The 15,736-nt window shown below is 73.8% G+C and carries 13 protein-coding genes; 9 read left to right on the top strand and 4 right to left on the bottom strand.

Annotated features, from left to right (window positions below; genetic code table 11):
- Window positions 1-190 precede the first annotated feature (190 nt).
- Genes WMF11_RS32890 through WMF11_RS32880 form a run of 3 tightly spaced genes read left to right on the top strand, consistent with a single transcriptional unit; the run spans window position 191 to window position 2,993 of the window.
- Entirely contained in the window at window positions 191-1,078 is an 888-nt protein-coding gene (locus WMF11_RS32890; protein ID WP_437542766.1) for an MbnP family copper-binding protein, read from the top strand.
- 5 nt (window positions 1,079-1,083) lie between these two features.
- On the top strand, window positions 1,084-2,301 hold the full coding sequence (locus WMF11_RS32885) for an MbnH family di-heme enzyme (RefSeq protein WP_437973549.1): 1,218 nt from the start codon (window positions 1,084-1,086) through the stop codon (window positions 2,299-2,301).
- The gene (locus WMF11_RS32880; RefSeq protein WP_437973548.1) at window positions 2,298-2,993 is read left to right on the top strand and encodes a hypothetical protein; all 696 of its coding nucleotides are present in this window, start codon (window positions 2,298-2,300) and stop codon (window positions 2,991-2,993) included. Before WMF11_RS32885 ends, WMF11_RS32880 begins: the two co-directional genes overlap by 4 nt.
- A 44-nt stretch (window positions 2,994-3,037) precedes the next feature.
- On the opposite strand, the gene WMF11_RS32875 is transcribed toward WMF11_RS32880, so the two are convergent.
- Complete coding sequence (locus WMF11_RS32875) at window positions 3,038-3,994, bottom strand: hypothetical protein (protein ID WP_437973547.1); 957 nt, start codon at window positions 3,992-3,994, stop codon at window positions 3,038-3,040.
- Between the two features lie 312 nt (window positions 3,995-4,306).
- On the opposite strand from WMF11_RS32875, the gene WMF11_RS32870 reads away from it, so the two are divergent.
- From WMF11_RS32870 to WMF11_RS32850, 5 genes are read left to right on the top strand one after another with little or no spacing between them, the layout of a single operon-like run.
- A complete protein-coding gene (locus WMF11_RS32870; protein ID WP_437903204.1) occupies window positions 4,307-4,897 on the top strand; it encodes a hypothetical protein in 591 nt (196 codons plus the stop codon).
- Window positions 4,898-4,951: 54 nt separating this feature from the next.
- Window positions 4,952-6,730, top strand: coding sequence for an OmpA family protein (locus WMF11_RS32865; protein ID WP_437973546.1), 1,779 nt, complete (start codon window positions 4,952-4,954; stop codon window positions 6,728-6,730).
- A 3-nt stretch (window positions 6,731-6,733) separates the two neighbouring features.
- A complete protein-coding gene (locus tag WMF11_RS32860; RefSeq protein ID WP_437973545.1) occupies window positions 6,734-7,255 on the top strand; it encodes a Rab family GTPase in 522 nt (173 codons plus the stop codon).
- Window positions 7,255-8,394, top strand: a complete 1,140-nt coding sequence (locus WMF11_RS32855; RefSeq protein WP_437973544.1) for a sensor histidine kinase — start codon at window positions 7,255-7,257, stop codon at window positions 8,392-8,394. The genes WMF11_RS32860 and WMF11_RS32855 overlap by 1 nt, the downstream gene beginning before the upstream one ends.
- Before the next feature lie 4 nt (window positions 8,395-8,398).
- Window positions 8,399-9,157 carry a response regulator gene (locus tag WMF11_RS32850; protein WP_437542750.1) on the top strand — a complete coding sequence of 253 codons (759 nt, stop codon included), beginning with the start codon at window positions 8,399-8,401 and terminating at the stop codon, window positions 9,155-9,157.
- A gap of 60 nt (window positions 9,158-9,217) precedes the next feature.
- Here WMF11_RS32850 and WMF11_RS32845 read toward each other — a convergent pair whose 3' ends face one another.
- The 3 genes from WMF11_RS32845 to WMF11_RS32835 form a co-directional block, all read right to left on the bottom strand.
- A complete protein-coding gene (locus WMF11_RS32845) occupies window positions 9,218-9,988 on the bottom strand; it encodes a high-affinity nickel-transport family protein (RefSeq protein ID WP_437903201.1) in 771 nt (256 codons plus the stop codon).
- Between the two features lie 143 nt (window positions 9,989-10,131).
- Window positions 10,132-10,374, bottom strand: coding sequence for a hypothetical protein (locus WMF11_RS32840; RefSeq protein WP_437542744.1), 243 nt, complete (start codon window positions 10,372-10,374; stop codon window positions 10,132-10,134).
- A 154-nt stretch (window positions 10,375-10,528) separates the two neighbouring features.
- Window positions 10,529-13,249, bottom strand: coding sequence for a vWA domain-containing protein (locus WMF11_RS32835; RefSeq protein WP_437973543.1), 2,721 nt, complete (start codon window positions 13,247-13,249; stop codon window positions 10,529-10,531).
- A gap of 303 nt (window positions 13,250-13,552) precedes the next feature.
- On the opposite strand from WMF11_RS32835, the gene WMF11_RS32830 reads away from it, so the two are divergent.
- Complete coding sequence (locus WMF11_RS32830; RefSeq protein ID WP_437973542.1) at window positions 13,553-15,706, top strand: protein kinase domain-containing protein; 2,154 nt, start codon at window positions 13,553-13,555, stop codon at window positions 15,704-15,706.
- Window positions 15,707-15,736 lie beyond the last annotated feature (30 nt).

Genomic DNA, 15,736 nt, shown 5'->3' with positions numbered 1-15,736 from the left:
GGTCGTGCGGTCGTCGGCGGCGTCGCTGTCTCCTGGCCGCCGAAGGCTGCTCCGGGGCCGTCCGCGAGCCCTCTTTCGACGCTGGATCGACTCGCGCTCTCGGGCGGATCGCGATAGCGACAACATGTCGCATTCGGGCGAGGGGCGACGCGGCCTATCGTGGCGCGCATCGTTCCTCGGGAGGACGCTCATGGAATCCGGTCTTCGTGCATCACGGCTCTGGTTCCCGCTGGTCGGGGCGGTGCTCGCGCTCATGGCGTGCGGCGACGATGAGGGGGTGAACCCCATCGACGGGGGGAGCGGCGGGGCTGAGACGATCGCTGTCGCGCTGCAGTTCGAAGGCCGCGTCCGCGACGAGGTGTTCTCCTGCAGCGAGACGTACGCTGTCGGCAGCGCCTCGACGGACGTGGGGCTGAACGATTTCCGCCTCTACATCCACGACGTGCGCCTGCGCCGCGCGGACGGCGAGGAGGTGCCGCTCTCGCTCGAACAGGACGAGCTGTGGCAGTACCAGGACGTCGTGCTCCTCGATTTCGAGGACCGATCGGGCACCTGCGCCAACGGGACGGAGGAGACGAACGGCGTGGTGCGCGGGACGGTCCCGGCCGGGGACTACGACGGGCTGTCGTTCAAGCTGGGCGTCCCGTTCGACCTGAACCACGGTGACGCGTCGAGCGCGCCGTCGCCGCTCAACCTGACGGGGCTGTTCTGGAGCTGGAACGACGGGTACAAGTTCCTGCGCCTCGACAGCGTCTCCACGGCGGACGACAAGCCGTTCCTCGTGCACATCGGGAGCACTGGCTGCATGCCCGGCGCGGACGGCGGGGTGGCCGCCTGCGATCGCCCCAACATCGCCGAGATCGTCCTCCAGGACATCGACCCGCTCACGACGAAGGTGCTCGTCGACTATGCGGCGCTCGTCGCGGACAGCGACCTGTCGGGGAGCGCCGACGACATCCCCGGCTGCATGTCGGATCCGTCGGATTCCGAGTGTCTGCCGCTCTTCACGCATCTCGGCATCGACAGCGCCGACGGCTCGCCGCGCCCCGATCAGCAGTCGTTCTTCAGGATAGACTAGGCGCCATGGCGATGTTCGCTTCGATGACCGCTCTCCGCCGCTCGGCGATCTCCTCCGCCCTCGCCGCGCTCGCGGCCCTCTGCTGTGCCTGCGGCGACGACGATGGGCCGCAAGGCCCGGGCGGATCGACAGGGGAGGGCGGCGGCGGCGCGGGCGCCTATGCGTGGGGGCTGCCGACGGGCTTTCCGGTGCCCAAGGTCCCCGAGGACAACCCGATGTCGTCGGTGAAGGTCGAGCTCGGCAGGCGGCTGTTCTACGACGTGCGCCTGTCCGGCAACGGCACGTACTCGTGCGGCTCGTGCCATCGCCAGGAGCTCGCGTTCACCGACCACCTCGCGAACGCCGAGGGCTCGACCGGCCAGCTGCACTCGCGCAGCTCGATGAGCCTGGCCAACGTCGCTTACCTCACGACGCTGACCTGGGCGAATCCGCTCATGGAAGCGCTCGAGGAGCAAGCGCTCCTCCCCATGTTCGGCGAGACGCCGGTCGAGCTCGGGCTCGCCGGCATGGAGGACGAGCTCCTGGAGCGGCTCCAGGGCGAGCCGCTGTACCAGGACCTCTTTCCCGAGGCGTTCCCCGGCGACGGCGAGCCCATCCGCCTCGCGAACATCACGAAGGCGATCGCCGCGTTCGAGCGGTCGCTGCTCTCCTACCGCGCGCCCTACGACCGTTACCGTTACGGCGGCGACCCCTCCGGGATGTCCGACGCGGCGCTGCGCGGGATGGATCTCTTCTTCTCCGAGAAGCTGGAGTGCTTCCATTGCCACGGCGGCTTCAACCTGTCGGACTCGGTGGAGCACGGCGGCACCACCTTCACGGAGGTGATGTTCCACAACACGGGGCTCTACAACATCGACGGGAACGGCGCTTACCCGGAGGGCAACGGGGGAGTCTACGAGATCTCCCACAAAGAGGCGGACATGGGCCGGTTCCGCGCGCCCACGCTGCGGAACATCGCCGTCACGGCGCCGTACATGCATGACGGCAGCATCGAGACGCTCGAGGGGGTGCTCGACCATTACGCCGCCGGAGGGCGCACGATCGAGGCTGGCCTCCCGAACGCCGGTGTGGGCAGCGAGAACAAGTTCAAGAGCGAGCTCATCAGCGGGTTCGATCTCACAGAAGAGGAGAGAGCGGACGTGATCGCCTTCTTGCAAACCCTGACGGACGACGAGTTTCTGAAGGACCCGCGCTTCGCGGATCCCTGGGCGGAGGCGCCGTGAGCCGAAGGCCTTTCCTGAGCCGGGCGCTCCTCGTGCCCGCGCTGGCGGCGCTCGCGTCGGCCGCGATGTACACCGGGGCGTGCGGCCACAGCCACGACCACACGTCGAGCGGGACGTCGACCGACCCGAGCCTGGCCGACGTCATCTTCGAGGGCGGCGCGACCGACGAGGCCCTGGAGGCGCTGCTCGCCGTGGACCCGAAGGACGAGCCCTCGCAGGGCACGGTGTTCGACGCGCCCGAGGACGGCGCGATGCTCCCCGGCGACGCCGCGCCGGAGCTGACCTTCCATGTCGCGGGCGCGGCGCAGCGGACGGCGCCTCGGGCCGCGCCGGAGCTGCGGCTGGCGGCCGCCGCGGCGCCGGGGGCGCGCGAGCTCGCCGCGCCGGGGGCGTCGATCGTCGCGGAGCTCGGGGCGCTCCTTGGGCCGGCGCGCGCCGCCTGGGCTCACGGGACGCCCATCAACGGGCGCGCTTACTTCCTGGTCTTCACGACGGCGGAGCGCGAGCCGCTGCTCCGGGTGTTCACGACCAAGCTGAGCTACACGCCGGACGCGGCGGCCTGGGACAAGCTCCGCGCTGCCGGCGTGCCCATCACGGTCAGCGTGACCAGCGCGCTGTTCGAGAACAACCGCATCGTGCAGGGCGGCGGTCCCTTCACGGGCGCGCCGGTCACGTTCACCATTCTGCCCTGAAGCCGCCGCGCGGCGCGCGCGGCGCCCGGCGCGGCGGTGCCGGCTCAGGACGAGCGCGGGAAGATGAGCGTGTACGAGCCCGGCGCGGGGTTGAAGAGCACCGCCTTGTCCGGGTGCTCCTCCCTGTCGAAATGGGGATACCACGGCAGCGCCCGCCAGGACTCCGACTCCTTGATGAACTCGCGGACGATGAGATCGAGCTCCACGTACTTCCCGGCGGTGATCGCGGAGAGCTCCGGTCCGAAGCTCCAGCGCTCGCGCCCAGGGCGCGGGGCGACGTCGTTGTGCAGCGCCCCGCCGTAGGCGATCACCATCTTTCCCGCGGCGTCCTCGCGGCCGAGCAGCGCCTTCGCCTCGGCGGCCGTCAGGCGCGCGATCATCTCGAGCATGGCCGTCACCGCGTCCGGCCCCGCGCGCACGATGGCGTCGTAGTCCTGGCAGGAGGGCGTGAGCTGGCGGGGCCGGATGCCGAGCCGCTTCGCCGCGTGGCCGAGCTCGAGGAACTCGTCCTGGTTCTGCGCCGCCTGTCCTTGCGTGACCGTCCGCTGCTCCGTCTCGACCCGCGCGACCTGCTCCTTCTTGCAGCGCGGGTCCACGGCCCAGAGCTCGACGATCAGATCGGAGGCGCGGCCGGCGAGCGCCGGCAGGAAGAGCTCCGTGAAGCGTCGGGTCGTCGAGGGGACGCCCTCCGAGCCTTGCTGTGCGTGCGCCTCGCCCACCGCGAGCACGCGCGGGCCGCTCTCCAGGACGTGGGCGAAGGCCTGGGCCGGCGTATCGAAGGCGAGGCAGCCCAGCGCGCCGCAGGGCGCCGGCGCAGGGGAGGCCGCGGCTGCGGGGGCGGCGGCCTGCGGGGGCGGCGGCGGCGGGGCGGCCGGGGGCGAGCCGGAACCCGAAGCGGCGGCGCTCGCGGAAGGAGCGCTCGCGGAAGGTGCGCCGCCGGTCGGAGCGCCGCAGGCCGCGAGGAAGGCCGCGGCCACCAGGGAGGTTCGCGGATTTCGCATGGCAGCATCTTACCGGGCTCCGAGAGCTCCTGTTCAGCGCGGCGCCTCGGAGCAGCCGAGCGGCTCCCCGGCCGAGCCGCGGCCGCCCCCGCGGCCTTCCGAGGGCTACCCGCGCCCAGGGTACTGACCCATGTTGCGCATCGCGTGACGTGATGAGCGAGGGGCATCGTGTCCAGACGGAAGAGAAAACCTGGGGGAGCGAGCTCGGTGAGGCGTCGCGAGCGCGACGAAGCGATACGGGAGCGCGATGACGAGCGAGCTCGGCTCGCCGAGCCCGACACGCGCGGCACGCACGGAGAGGGGGCCTTCATCATGACCATGAGGACGAGCGGGCGGGCGGAGCACGAAGCCACCGCAGGACACGCAGAGTCCGCGATCACCAACAGCCTGGAGCAGGTGCGCGACATCCTGTGCGGCGCCCAGTTCCGCGAGTTCGCTCGCCGGCTCTCGCACACCGACGCTCAGGTCGCCGCCCAGGCGGAGGAGCTGCGGAGTGAAGCGTGGCGGCGTCTGGACATGCTGGAGGCGCACATGCGCAGGGAGATCGAGGCGCTCGGCGCGTCGATCGAGGCCCAGCGCGCGGCCGCCGACGGCGCGCTCGGCAGCGTCGCGCGCGAGTCGCGGGAGGCGATCGAGCTGATCGCGCAGCGGGTCCAGCGGCTGGAGGAGCTCGTGGCGCGCACGCAGCGCGAGCTCCGGCAGCAGATCCTCGACCAGTCCAAGGCGTTCGTCGACGAGACGCGGCGTACGCGGAGCGAGCTGAGCGCGATGCTCGAGCGCGAGCTGGCCGCCGCGTGGGCCGACGGCGCCGAAGCGCTCGCGCCGGAGCCGCCGGCGCGCGAGGCGGCCGCGGAGTCGGAGCGGTACCAGAAGGTGGAGCGCCGCTCGGACGAGGCAGCGTGAGGCGGTCGCGCCGCTCCTCCCAGCGGAGCGGGCGCGGCGGTCCGGAGAAGAACGATGCGAGAGCCGAGAGCGCGCCGCGAGGCGCCTCCGCCGAGAAAGACGCTCGAAGACCTCCGCCCCCTGCTCGTGGGCCCTGAGCAGCACCGGATCCAGCGGATCGAGGAGCGGCTGGACCAGTCCATGGTCGAGATGGTCGCGGGGGCGCTGCCCGAGGCGGTGATCGAGAGCCGCAAGAAGGGTGAGGCGCTCTCGTGGGCGCTGGAGCCGCTCCTCTCGAGCGCGATCCAGGAGCGCGTGCGCCAGGACCCGGGGTCGTTCGCGGACGCGATCTCCCCCGCCATGGGGCCGGCCATCCGCAAGGCCGTGCGCTGCGCTCTCCGGGCGATGATCCAGCGCCTCAACGAGGCGGCCGCCCTCGGCCTGTCCTGGCGGAGCATGCGCTGGCGCGTCGAGGCGCGCCGCACGGGGCGTCCCTTCGCGGAGGTGGTGCTGCTCCGCTCCATGGTCTACCGGACCGAGCAGCTCTTCCTCGTCCACCGAGGGACGGGGCTCGTCCTCGAGCACCTCAGCGCCGACGAGATCCCCTACAGGGATCCCGACCAGGTCACGGCGATGCTCACCGCCATCGACGCGTTCGCCCACGACGCGTTCCGGACCGACGCGCGGCTGGAGCGCTTCCGCGTGGGCGATCTGACAGGGTGGGTCGAGCACGGCCCGTCGGCGCTCCTCGTGTCCATCGTGCGCGGCGTGGCGCCGCCCGCGTACGGGCTCGTCCTGTGCGAGACGCTGGAGCGCGTCCACCTCTCGTACGGCGGTGAGCTCGCCGGCTTCCGCGGCGATAGGACGCCGTTCTCGGGCGCCCGCGAGCTGCTCTCGCGCTGCCTCCAGCAGCAGCGCCAGCCGATCCCGCGCCGAGCGCGGGCCGTGTCGATAGCGGCCGCCCTGCTGGCCGCGGTCGTCGCGGCCGCGCTCGTCTTCTCGGTGCGCGCCTCGCGGGAGGATCAGCGCCGCGTCGACGGCTGGGGCGAGGCGCTGCGGCGCGAGCCCGGCCTGCTGGTCACCGCGGCGGAGCGGCGCGCCGGCCAGGTCGTGTTCACGGGCCTCCGCGATCCGCTCGCCGCGGACCCGAGGGCCGTGCTCGAGCGCGGCGGCCCTTTGCGCCAGGAGGTCATCCTGCGCTTCGAGCCCTTCTACTCGCTCCACCCGCAGATCGTCGAGCGCCGGGTGGCGAGCGCTCTGGAGCCGCCGCCCGGGGTCACCCTGGCGCTGCGCGGCGGCGCCGTCGCGGCCAGCGGGGTCGCGCCCCAGCGCTGGATCGAGCGCGCGCGCTGGTCGGCGGCGGTGCTCCCTGGCGTCTCGGGGTTCGACGGCGAGGGCCTGACGGCGCAGGAGTCGATCGACCGCGCGCGCGCGGCGGCGCGCTCCCTCGAGGCGATGGAGCTCTTCTTCCGCCGCGGCGCCGCGCGGCTCTCCGGCGAGCAGGCCGCGCGCCTCGACGAGGTCGCGGCCGCCGCCGAGCGGCTGATCGCCCGCGCGCGCGAGGCCGGCATGACCGCCGAGATCCGCGAGATCGGCTACGCGGATCCCGTCGGATCGGAGGCGTCGAACCGAGCGCTCAGCCAGGCCCGCGCGGAGCACGTCGCGGCCGAGCTCGTCGCGCGGGGGATCCCGGCCGATCGCCTGCGAGCGAGCGGCGGGGGAACGCGGCGCGAGGTCGTGCCCCCGTCCTGCGCCGGGGGAGCGGCGCGGGCCGAGTGCCGCGCCGGCGCGGACGAGCGCCGCGCGCGCAGCGTGATCTTCCTTGTGGACCTGCACGCGGAGAGCAAGGACTGAGTCATGGCGGAGAAACGCAAGGTCTGCGTGCTGGGCGCGACGGGGGTCGGCAAGACAAGCCTCGTCGCCCGCTTCGTGCGCAGCATCTTCTCCGAGTCCTACCGGACGACCATCGGCGTGACGATCGAGGCACGGCGCGTGAGGTGCGATGAACGCGAGCTCGACCTCATCCTCTGGGACCTGAGCGGAGAGGACGAGTTCCAGGCCGTCCAGACGTCGTACCTGCGCGGCTCCGCGGGCTGGCTCCTCGTCATCGACGGCACGCGGCGCCTCACGGCGGAGACCGGGCTCCGCCTCTACACCGCCGCGCGGACGATCGTCGGAGAGGTCCCGGCCGTCGTCGTCCTGAACAAGGCCGATCTCACCGGGGCGTGGGACATCGACGACGCCACCGATGCCAGGCTGAGGAGGGCGGGCCTCTGGATCACGAGGACGAGCGCCAAGACCGGCGCCGGGGTCGAAGGCGCGTTCAACGCGCTGGCGCGCGCCATGCTGGCGAGCGAAGCGCCTTCATTGCGGGGTTGATGGACGTGGACACGTGGCTCCTCGCGGCGCTGGACAAGCTCGTCCTCGAGCGTTTGCACGACGGGACCTTCGTCATCCGCGGCGAGCCGCCGCCATGGTTCCGAGGGCTCGGGTTCGCGCCGCCGTGGCGCGACTCGCCGCTCCCGATCGATCGCGCGCTGCCCTTCCTGGAGGTGTTCCTCCCCGAGGCGGAGCGGGCCTGGTCCGCGGAAGGCGCGCCGGGCGTGCAATCCGACTTCTGGACGCAGATGATGGGCGACGAGGCGCTTCACCTCGAGGCGACGGCGCTCCGCGTCGGCTCGTCGCGGCTGCTCGTGATCACCCGGAACGACGCGCTGTTCCAGGAGCGCCGCCGCGTCCTCCAGCGGGCGCGCGAGCTTCGCCTCGTCCACGAGGCGCTGTCGCGCGAGGTCGAGCGGAAGGATGTCCTCGTCCACTGCATCGTTCACGACCTCTCCGGCCCGCTGAACAGCCTCCTCGGCGCGCTGTCGCTGCTGGGAGAGCAGCCGCTGCCGGAGAAGAGCGGCGCGCTCGCCGCGGTCGCGCTGAAGGCCGCCCTGCGGCAGCGCGAGCTGATCCGGGAGATCCTCGACGTGTTCACCGCCGAGGGCATGGCGTCCGACGCCTCCAGCGGCGATCTCGCCGCGGTGGTCGACGTGTGCGGCACCGTCGCTCGGGTCGTCGAGGCGCTCCTGCCCATGGCGCGCAGCCGGGGGGTGTGCCTGGAGGCGCCGCCGGAGATCGGCTGCGCGCGGCCGTGCGCCGTCGTCGGTGAGGAGCGCAGGCTCGCGCGCGTGGTCTCCAACCTCGTCGAGAACGCGCTCCGGTTCACGCCCCCGCGCAGGTCGGTGCGCGTCGCGGTGCACGATGAGCCCCGGTGGGCTCGCGTGACGGTGGAGGACGATGGGCCTGGCGTCTCCCCTGCCATCGCGCCGCGCCTGTTCCAGAAATTCGCGCACGGCCACGACCCTGGCGCGGGCAGCGGCCTCGGGCTCTACGGCGCCCGGATCGCGGTGGAGCGGTGGGGCGGGGCGATCGGGTACGAGGCGCGGCCGGAAGGAGGGGCGAGGTTCTGGCTCCGGCTGCGGCGTGTCGGCGAGGCGGGCGAGTCGGGTGGCGCCGGGGCGCAAGGGGAGTGATGCCATGGCCAAGCTCTTGCTGGTCGACGATGAGTCGGGGACGCTCGCGTGGATGGCCGAGGCGCTGCAAGGCGCGGCGTACGACGTCCGGACCGTGCGCGGCGGGAGCGCGGCGCTGGAGCTCCTCCGGACGTGGACGCCCGATCTCGTCCTGGCGGACTTCCTGATGCCCGAGATGGATGGCTTCGCCTTCAACCGGCTTGTGCAGTCGCGCGAGCGGGTGCCTGTGATGCTCGTCTCCGTCGTGAACAAGCCGGCAGAGGCGATCTTGCGAGGGGTCGCCGGCTACGTGCGCAAGCCCGTCACCGCGGGGGAGCTCCGCGCCGCCGTCGAGCGCGTGCTCGGCGCCGTCGAGGGGGTAACCATCCTCGTCGTGGACGACGACGCGGACATCCGGGAGTGCTACCGGCTGATCCTCGAGCCGCGCTTCAGCGTGCTCGAGGCCGAGAACGGGCGCGACGCCCTGGAGCTGCTCGCGCGCGAGCCCGTGGCGCTGGCCATCGTGGACGTCCACATGCCCGTCATGAACGGGGTGGAGTTCATCCGCGCGATGCGCGACGACGCGAGGTTCTGCACGATCCCGGTCGTGGTGCAGACGAGCGACCGGGCGGCCGCGCGCGCGCCCGTCTGGACCGATCTGCACGTGGCGCAGACGATCCTGAAGGACGAGTTCCTCGACTGGCTCATGACCCAGATCGACGCGCACCTCGCGCCGGCGTCGCCGCGCGAGGCCGAGCGCGCCTGGTCGACCGCGAGCCGGTGAGCGCCGAGCGTCGCTCCTTCGGCGCGCGCGCGAGCGCGAGCGCGGCCCGCCCGGGCGCCGTCAGCCTGGCGTCCACCGCGGGTCCGCGGTGAACAGCCCGGATCCGAAGCTGATGTCGTAGGCCAGGAACAGGCCGAATGCCACGCTGAGGAGGCTGGCGACGGCGCCGAAGGCGTGGTGTATCCCGCTGGTGCGAGCGCGCGCGTAGGCGAACGGCAGCGCGAGCACCCCGGTGATGAGCGTCATCCCGGCGATCGTGCCCACGCCGAACAGCGCGATGTAGCCGATGCCCCACCGCGGGTCGCGCACCGTGGTGAGCACGAGGAGCGCCACCGCGGCCGAGCCTGCGAGGCCGTGGACCACGCCGATGAGCAGCGGCCGGAGGCTCGCATAGACGCGCGAAACGCCGAACACGCGGTCCGCCCAGCCGAGGTCGTGCCGGTGGCCGTCGTGGTGAGCAACCTGCGCGACAGGCGCGGCGTGCTTGACCGGCGCGACGTCGGGCGCCGGCGGCTCGCCCCGCCGGACCGCCCGGTAGAGCCGCGCCAGGTGATACACCCCGAGGCCGATCAGCATCAGGGCGACCGAGAGCTCCATGGCCAGGCCGACGTGCGGCGGCACCACGAGCCCGAAGAGCAGGATGCCGCCGCCGATCACCATCAGCGTGAGCGTGTGGCCGACGCCCCACATCGCGCCGATCAGCAGCGCCGTCCCGAGGCTCCGCACCCGGCTCACGACGGTCGCCACCGCGATCACATGGTCCGCGTCGGTGGCGTGGCGCATCCCGAGAGAGAAGCCGAGGAGCAGCAGCGGAAACGCCGAGGCGAACATGTCCCCTCTCGTAGCACGGACGGCGCGTGTCGTGTCACGCTGTCCGCGGCCCGCCTGCTCCCGCCTCCGGCCGGCTCGCTTCGGCCTGTCGCGGCGAGCCGCTGTCTGCGCGGGGGCGACGAGCGCTGTTTCAGCTCAGCATGTCAGTTCGCGCGGTCTCGACTGAGCGCGTCGATGGCGTGCTGCATCCAGACGGCGTCTTCTTCAGCCTGCTTCAGGCCGTGCATCATCTGCTGGCGCAGCACACCCGTGGTCTGACGGATACCCCGTCGAAAGACATCGGCCGCGCGCTCGTGGACGACCTTGAGCCATGGGGCGAGGTCGCGCTTGTCGAGCGGCCCTGGAGCGTCCAGGACGGTGATGCAGGCATCGATGGCCTCGCGCATGGATCGGGACTCGAGCGCGTCGGCGAAAGCGGAGAACTGGAGCAGCGACTCTCGCAGCGCAGCGCGTCCGGTCGATGAGACTCTGTCTGTCATGGCCGCGCTCAGCCTACCACCTGGGCGACGCCTCCGCCCGTGTGCGCGCTGCGATTGCGCGTCAGCGCAGGCGGGATCGCCCCGCCGTCTCCAGCAACATCGCGAGCACGAGCGGATCGCCGAGGCCCTGCTCTGCGCCCATGTGCGCGCGGAGGCGCGACAGGCGCGCCGCGTCCTCCAGGAACAGCGGTTCGTTCAGCCGGGTCGCGGCCTCGTGCAGGATGCCCTCGCGCTCGGAGAGGAGCGCGGCGGCGCCGGCGCGATCGCCGCGCGCCACGCGGGCAGCGGCCTCCGCGAGCGACTCGCCCGCGGCGAAGCCCTGAAGCGCGCGCGTCATCGACGCGTCGACGGACGCCGCGCTGGCGGCGTCGCTGTCCGCATAACGCACCTCGATGGGGATCTCCTCGATCGCGTTCTTCTTGGAGAGCCGATCTTTGTACTTGAGCTCGACGGTCGCGACGGCTCGCTTCCCCGCGCCGGGGCCGACGCTCAGCTTGAGCAGCAGCGCGTGCCGATCATCGCGGGCGAACACGGGCATGAAGAAGCGCATGCCGCCCTCGGCGTCGTCGCGTCGGTCGGCCGCGATCCGGTCCCGCGACTGGGCAGCGATGTCGGCCGCGATCTCCTGGGCGCGGACGCGGGAGGCCTCGGCGCCGTCCAGCCGGCGCGAACCGTAGGCGCGGAGCAGATCGACGCCCGCCTTCAGCCGTACGCGCACCTCGACCGCGGTCGCGACCGGGTCGAGGCGCTTGTCGAGCTCGGTCGACAGCGCGGGCGCGATCTGCTCCGGGTGGCGCAGGTAGTAGTAGCCGCCGGCCCCGTCGCTCGCGATCGAGCTCATGAGCTGGCCGTCGAAGTCGTCGCCGAGCCCGAGCGCGCTCGTCTGGATGCCGCGCTGGAAGGCGTCGAGGGCGAGCCGCGCCAGGCGCTCGCTGTGGGTGAGGCCGCTCGTCGCCCGGCCGTCGGAGACGAGCAGCACCACGCGTACGGCGTCCTCGGGGATGCCCGGCCGGCTCGCCTGCGCGTAGCCCAGCGAGAGCCCCGCGCCGATGTTGGTGCCGCCGCCCTCGCGGAGCCCCTCGACGGCGCGGCGGATCGCCGCGCGGCGCGGGCCGACGGGGCCGTCCTCGATCACCACCTCGGCGTCGCTGGAGAAGGCGGTGAGCGAGAAGTCGTCGGTCGGCGCGAGCCGATCGACGAGGGCCTGCGCGGCGCGGCGGGCGCTGTCGATCGGCGCGCCGGACATCGAGCCGCTCGTGTCGAGGACGAGGTGCACCGAGAGGTGCGGCCGCGCGGGCGTCGCCGCCGCCGCGGAGCGGAGCGCGAGGCGCAGGTGGAAGGCGCCGCCGCCCGGGCCAATCGCGGCGCGCTCCAGGTCGGCGCGCAGGCCGAGCGCCTTGTCGGGGGCGAGCGGGACCTCCGGGGCGTAGCGGGCGGCGACGTCGCCGACGAACTCGCGCTCCGCCGCGGGCACGACGCCGCGCGCGAGGGCGGCCTCGAACGCGGCGAGGTGGCCGCCCCCGGGCCGGTACGTGGTGGCGAAGCGGCCGTTCGGATCGAGGGCGACCTCGGGCTCCGGCGCGTAGGCGGCCGCGATCCGCGCCGAGACCGGCGGCGAGGAGGCGCCGGCGCGCCCGTGGCCGCTCCCGAACCCCTGGCCCGACCCGGCGCCCCCGCCGTGCCCGATCGTCCCGATGGATCCGAGCCCGAGCGCCGCGCGCTCGCCGGCGAGGCCGCCGAGGCCGGCGAGGGGGAGGCCCGCGCCGCCTGCGGACGACGCGGCGCCGTCGAGCCCCCACGGCGCCGTGGGGGCGCTCGGATCGCCGCCGCCCCCGGCGTTGAGCAGCCCGATCATCCCGAACTCGGCCGAGTCGCGCAGCGCCTGCTGCCGCACCACGTGGGGATCGGGGCTGTCGCTCGGGCCCTGGACCCCCCACATGTTCCCCGTCGCCAGCGCGCGTGGCGTGGACGATGGGTGGCCCATCGACCCTTCCTCGCCCTTGGCTCGCGTCCCTGCGCCGCCCTCCTTCGCGTCGGCGGCGGGCTCGCCCTCGCGCTCGATCGCCGCGCGCATCTCGCGCTCGTCGGCGGACGCGAGGTACCGCTGCACGAGCGCGATCCGATCCGCGCTCATGCCCGTGGACGGGTCGACGAGGGGCGGCGCCCAGCGAGCGAGGGCGCCGAGGAGCCCGAGGTGCAGGGCCGCGGAGACGGCGTGGAGGGCGAGGCTCTTCCGGTTCACGAGCGAGCGGCGCACGCGCTCGCCCGCGGTGGCATCGGCGCGGATCTGGATCCGCACGCCCGCGATCTCGACGTCCACGCGGCCCTGCGCGGGCAGGGGGACGACTGTGGCCCCGGGGATCGCCGCGCGCGCCGCGCGCTCCACGCCGACATGCAGCTCCCGCGCCGCGGCCGCGGACAGCGGCGCGCCGCCGGGGGCGAGCGTGAGCGTCCCCGTCGCGGCGCCCGGCAGGACGAAGCCGACGCGCCCGGCGCCGTCGACCTCGAGGAGCGGCGCGCGGCGCGCGCCGAGCGCGCGCTCGGGGAGGAAGCAGTCGCACGGGCGACCGTCGTCGCGCCCCTCACCGACGTCGAACGCGCGCGGCGGCGTCAGGTGCTGGACGAAGAGCACGGTCGTGCCCCAGGAGATGACGATCTCCACGGAGCGCACCGGCCCTCCGGCCTCGCCGGTGCTCGCCGCGTCGGGCTGCCTCGCGGCGGTGAGGTTCGGATCGGTGGCGGCGCCGCCATCCCCGGCGTCCGTCGTGTTCGCGCTGGGCATAGATCTCCCCTGTGCGCCGCGCGGAGCGGCGCGCTCACGTCCTCTGGAACCGCGCGGAGGACGCGCGGATCCGCGTCCTTCAGGCGGGCGCTCGGCCGCGCTGGCCGGCTGTCCGTCGTGCCTGCGGAATGACAGCGGCGGCGCGGGGAGGTTCCGGGGCTCGAACCTCACGCGCGCGGCAGCGCCTGTGCTCCTCCCCTTCCGGGCGAGGTACTCTCGCCGTTCGATGACGCGCAATGTCCTCCTGCTGGAGCCCATCGCCACGGAGCGCGACTACATGGCCGAGGTGTTGCGTGCAGCCGGGTGGTCCGTCTGCGCGCCCCCCAGCAGATCGCGGCGGTCGTCCACAAGCCGGTCACCCCGGAAGCGCTCCTCGGGGCGCTGCTCCCGTCGTCGGGCGGCGGTCCCACCCTGAGCCACCCGGCGGCGGGCGGCGCCGCCGACCCCCTGGACGACCCCGCGCGCGACGCCGAGATCGAGCGGCGAGGCCTGCGCAGCACGACGCCCGACCCCGAGCTCGTCGTCGTCGCCGAGCTCGTCGCGCGGGGCGTGGGCACGTCGGCCAGCGTCGTGACGATCATCGACTCGTCGCGGCAGATCTTCATCGGCGCGACCGGCCTCCCCCGCGACCTGTCGATCGCCGGAGGGACGCTGCGCTCGTGGTCCTTCTGTCAGCACGTCGCGCGCGACAACGCTCCGCTCATCGTCGAGGACGCCCAGGCGCACCCCGTGCTGTCCGAGAACCCGCTCGTGGCCATGAACCTGGTCCGCGCGTACGCGGGGTTCCCCGTCGTGATCGAGGGGGTCGGGGCCGTCGGGAGCGTGTGCGCGGTGTCCGGCGAGCCCCGGGGGTTCGACGCGGGCAGCATCGCGACCCTCCAGCTCGCGGCTAGGCTGGTGAGCGAGCAGCTCGCGCGGCGCTCCGGCCTCTCGCCCCACGTGACCGAGTCGAACGAGCGGCCCACGTCGCGGCCTGCGCCGGAGAGCGCCGAGGCGCCGCTCGCCCGGGGGGACGCGAACGAGCTGCCCGTGCGGCTCGCCCCCGGCGATCTCGTGGACGACAAGTACTGGATCACCGCGATCCTGGGCGAGGGGGGCCAGTCGCAGGTCTACCTGGCGCGCGAGAAGCTCCTCGGCCAGCTCGTCGCGCTCAAGGTGGTCACGGAGCCGGACGACAGCGCCCTGCTCCGCGAGGCCGAGGCGCTCGTGCGGCTGAGGCACCCGAGCATCGTCCAGCTGTACGGCTGGGGGCGGCTCGACGGCGCGCGCATGTACCTCCTCCTCGAGTACGTCGAGGGAGAGACGATCCACCGCCACATCGTCGACCGCGCCCCGCAGGGCGGGTTCATGCCCCTCCACCAGGTGCTCTCCGTCGTCCGCCAGATCGCGGGCGCGCTCGCGAGCATGCACGCCGAGGGGTACGTGCACGCGGACGTCAAGCCGGGCAACATCCTGCTCGACACGCGGATCGAGCGGGCGGTGCTCATCGACTTCGGGCTCGGGGCCCGGCTGGGCAGCGAGCGGCCCCACCTCGTCGGCGGGACGCGCGGCTTCGCGGCGCCGGAGCAGCTGATCCCCGGGGCGGCCGACCCGCAGCCGGCGCTCGACACCTACGCCCTCGCGGCGGTCACCTACGCCATGCTGACGGGCAGGGCCCCGTTCGAGGCCGCGGGCGCCTACGGCATCGTCGCCATGCAGCAGCGCGGGGAGATCACGCCCCCCTCGCGCGCGCGGCCGGGGCTCTCCCCCGGCGTGGACGCCCTCTTCGCGCGGGCGCTCGAGCCGGAGCCGTCCCGGCGCATCGCCTCGCCGGTCGCCTTCGCCGACGCGCTCGCGGCCGCGCTCCTCTCGAGCCCGCTCCTCGCGAGCCCAGGCGAGCGTACGCAGGCCCCGATCCCGGCGCCGCACGACGGCGCGCCGCTGAGCCGCGGCCTGGCCTTCCGGCTCTGCAGGGCCGAGGCGGCGCGGCGGCTCGGCGAAGGGGGCGAGGCGCGCGTGTGGAGCGGCCTCGATCCGGCGGACCGCGACGCCCTCGTCGCGGCGACCGACGACGGCGCGCTCTACCCGGTGGCGCCCCTCGTGGCCTACCTGCGCGCGCTCGGCGACGAGGCCCCCGGGAGCGTGGAGGCGGCCGGCGGCGCGCTCGCGAGCGCGGCGCTCCCCGAGATGCTGCGCAGGCTCCAGGTCGCGCGGACACCGGAGGCGCTGCTGGAGGTGGCGGGGCCGCTGCTCCGCCGGTTCCACGCGTGGGGGCGGGTCCAGGTCGAGCGCACGTCGACCCACAGCGCCAAGGTCGATCTCTGGCTGCCCGACGGGCTTGCGCCGGTGATGTGCCGCTACGTGAGCGGCTTCCTGCGGGCGCTGCTCGCCACGTCGGGGTCCACGGTGCGCCTCCTCGAGCTGCGCTGCGGGGCCGGCGGCGCGGGGGCGTGCGTGCTGCAGGTCGGCTGGCGCTGAGCGACGCGGATCCGCGCGGCGCTGCGCGGC

The organism is Sorangium sp. So ce295, from assembly GCF_051527405.1.
Taxonomy (GTDB): domain Bacteria; phylum Myxococcota_A; class Polyangia; order Polyangiales; family Polyangiaceae; genus Sorangium; species Sorangium cellulosum_B.
The sequence above is the reverse complement of the archived record's forward strand: the minus strand, read 5'-3'. Positions and strand labels throughout refer to the sequence as shown.

Coding starts and splice junctions, on each gene's coding strand:
- WMF11_RS32835 (WP_437973543.1), bottom strand. CDS start 13,249: ATGCCCAGCGCGAACACGACGGACGCCGGGGATGGCGGCGCCGCCACC.
- WMF11_RS32870 (WP_437903204.1), top strand. CDS start 4,307: ATGACCATGAGGACGAGCGGGCGGGCGGAGCACGAAGCCACCGCAGGA.
- WMF11_RS32845 (WP_437903201.1), bottom strand. CDS start 9,988: ATGTTCGCCTCGGCGTTTCCGCTGCTGCTCCTCGGCTTCTCTCTCGGG.
- WMF11_RS32850 (WP_437542750.1), top strand. CDS start 8,399: ATGGCCAAGCTCTTGCTGGTCGACGATGAGTCGGGGACGCTCGCGTGG.
- WMF11_RS32885 (WP_437973549.1), top strand. CDS start 1,084: ATGGCGATGTTCGCTTCGATGACCGCTCTCCGCCGCTCGGCGATCTCC.
- WMF11_RS32855 (WP_437973544.1), top strand. CDS start 7,255: ATGGACGTGGACACGTGGCTCCTCGCGGCGCTGGACAAGCTCGTCCTC.
- WMF11_RS32840 (WP_437542744.1), bottom strand. CDS start 10,374: ATGCGCGAGGCCATCGATGCCTGCATCACCGTCCTGGACGCTCCAGGG.
- WMF11_RS32860 (WP_437973545.1), top strand. CDS start 6,734: ATGGCGGAGAAACGCAAGGTCTGCGTGCTGGGCGCGACGGGGGTCGGC.
- WMF11_RS32890 (WP_437542766.1), top strand. CDS start 191: ATGGAATCCGGTCTTCGTGCATCACGGCTCTGGTTCCCGCTGGTCGGG.
- WMF11_RS32865 (WP_437973546.1), top strand. CDS start 4,952: ATGCGAGAGCCGAGAGCGCGCCGCGAGGCGCCTCCGCCGAGAAAGACG.
- WMF11_RS32875 (WP_437973547.1), bottom strand. CDS start 3,994: ATGCGAAATCCGCGAACCTCCCTGGTGGCCGCGGCCTTCCTCGCGGCC.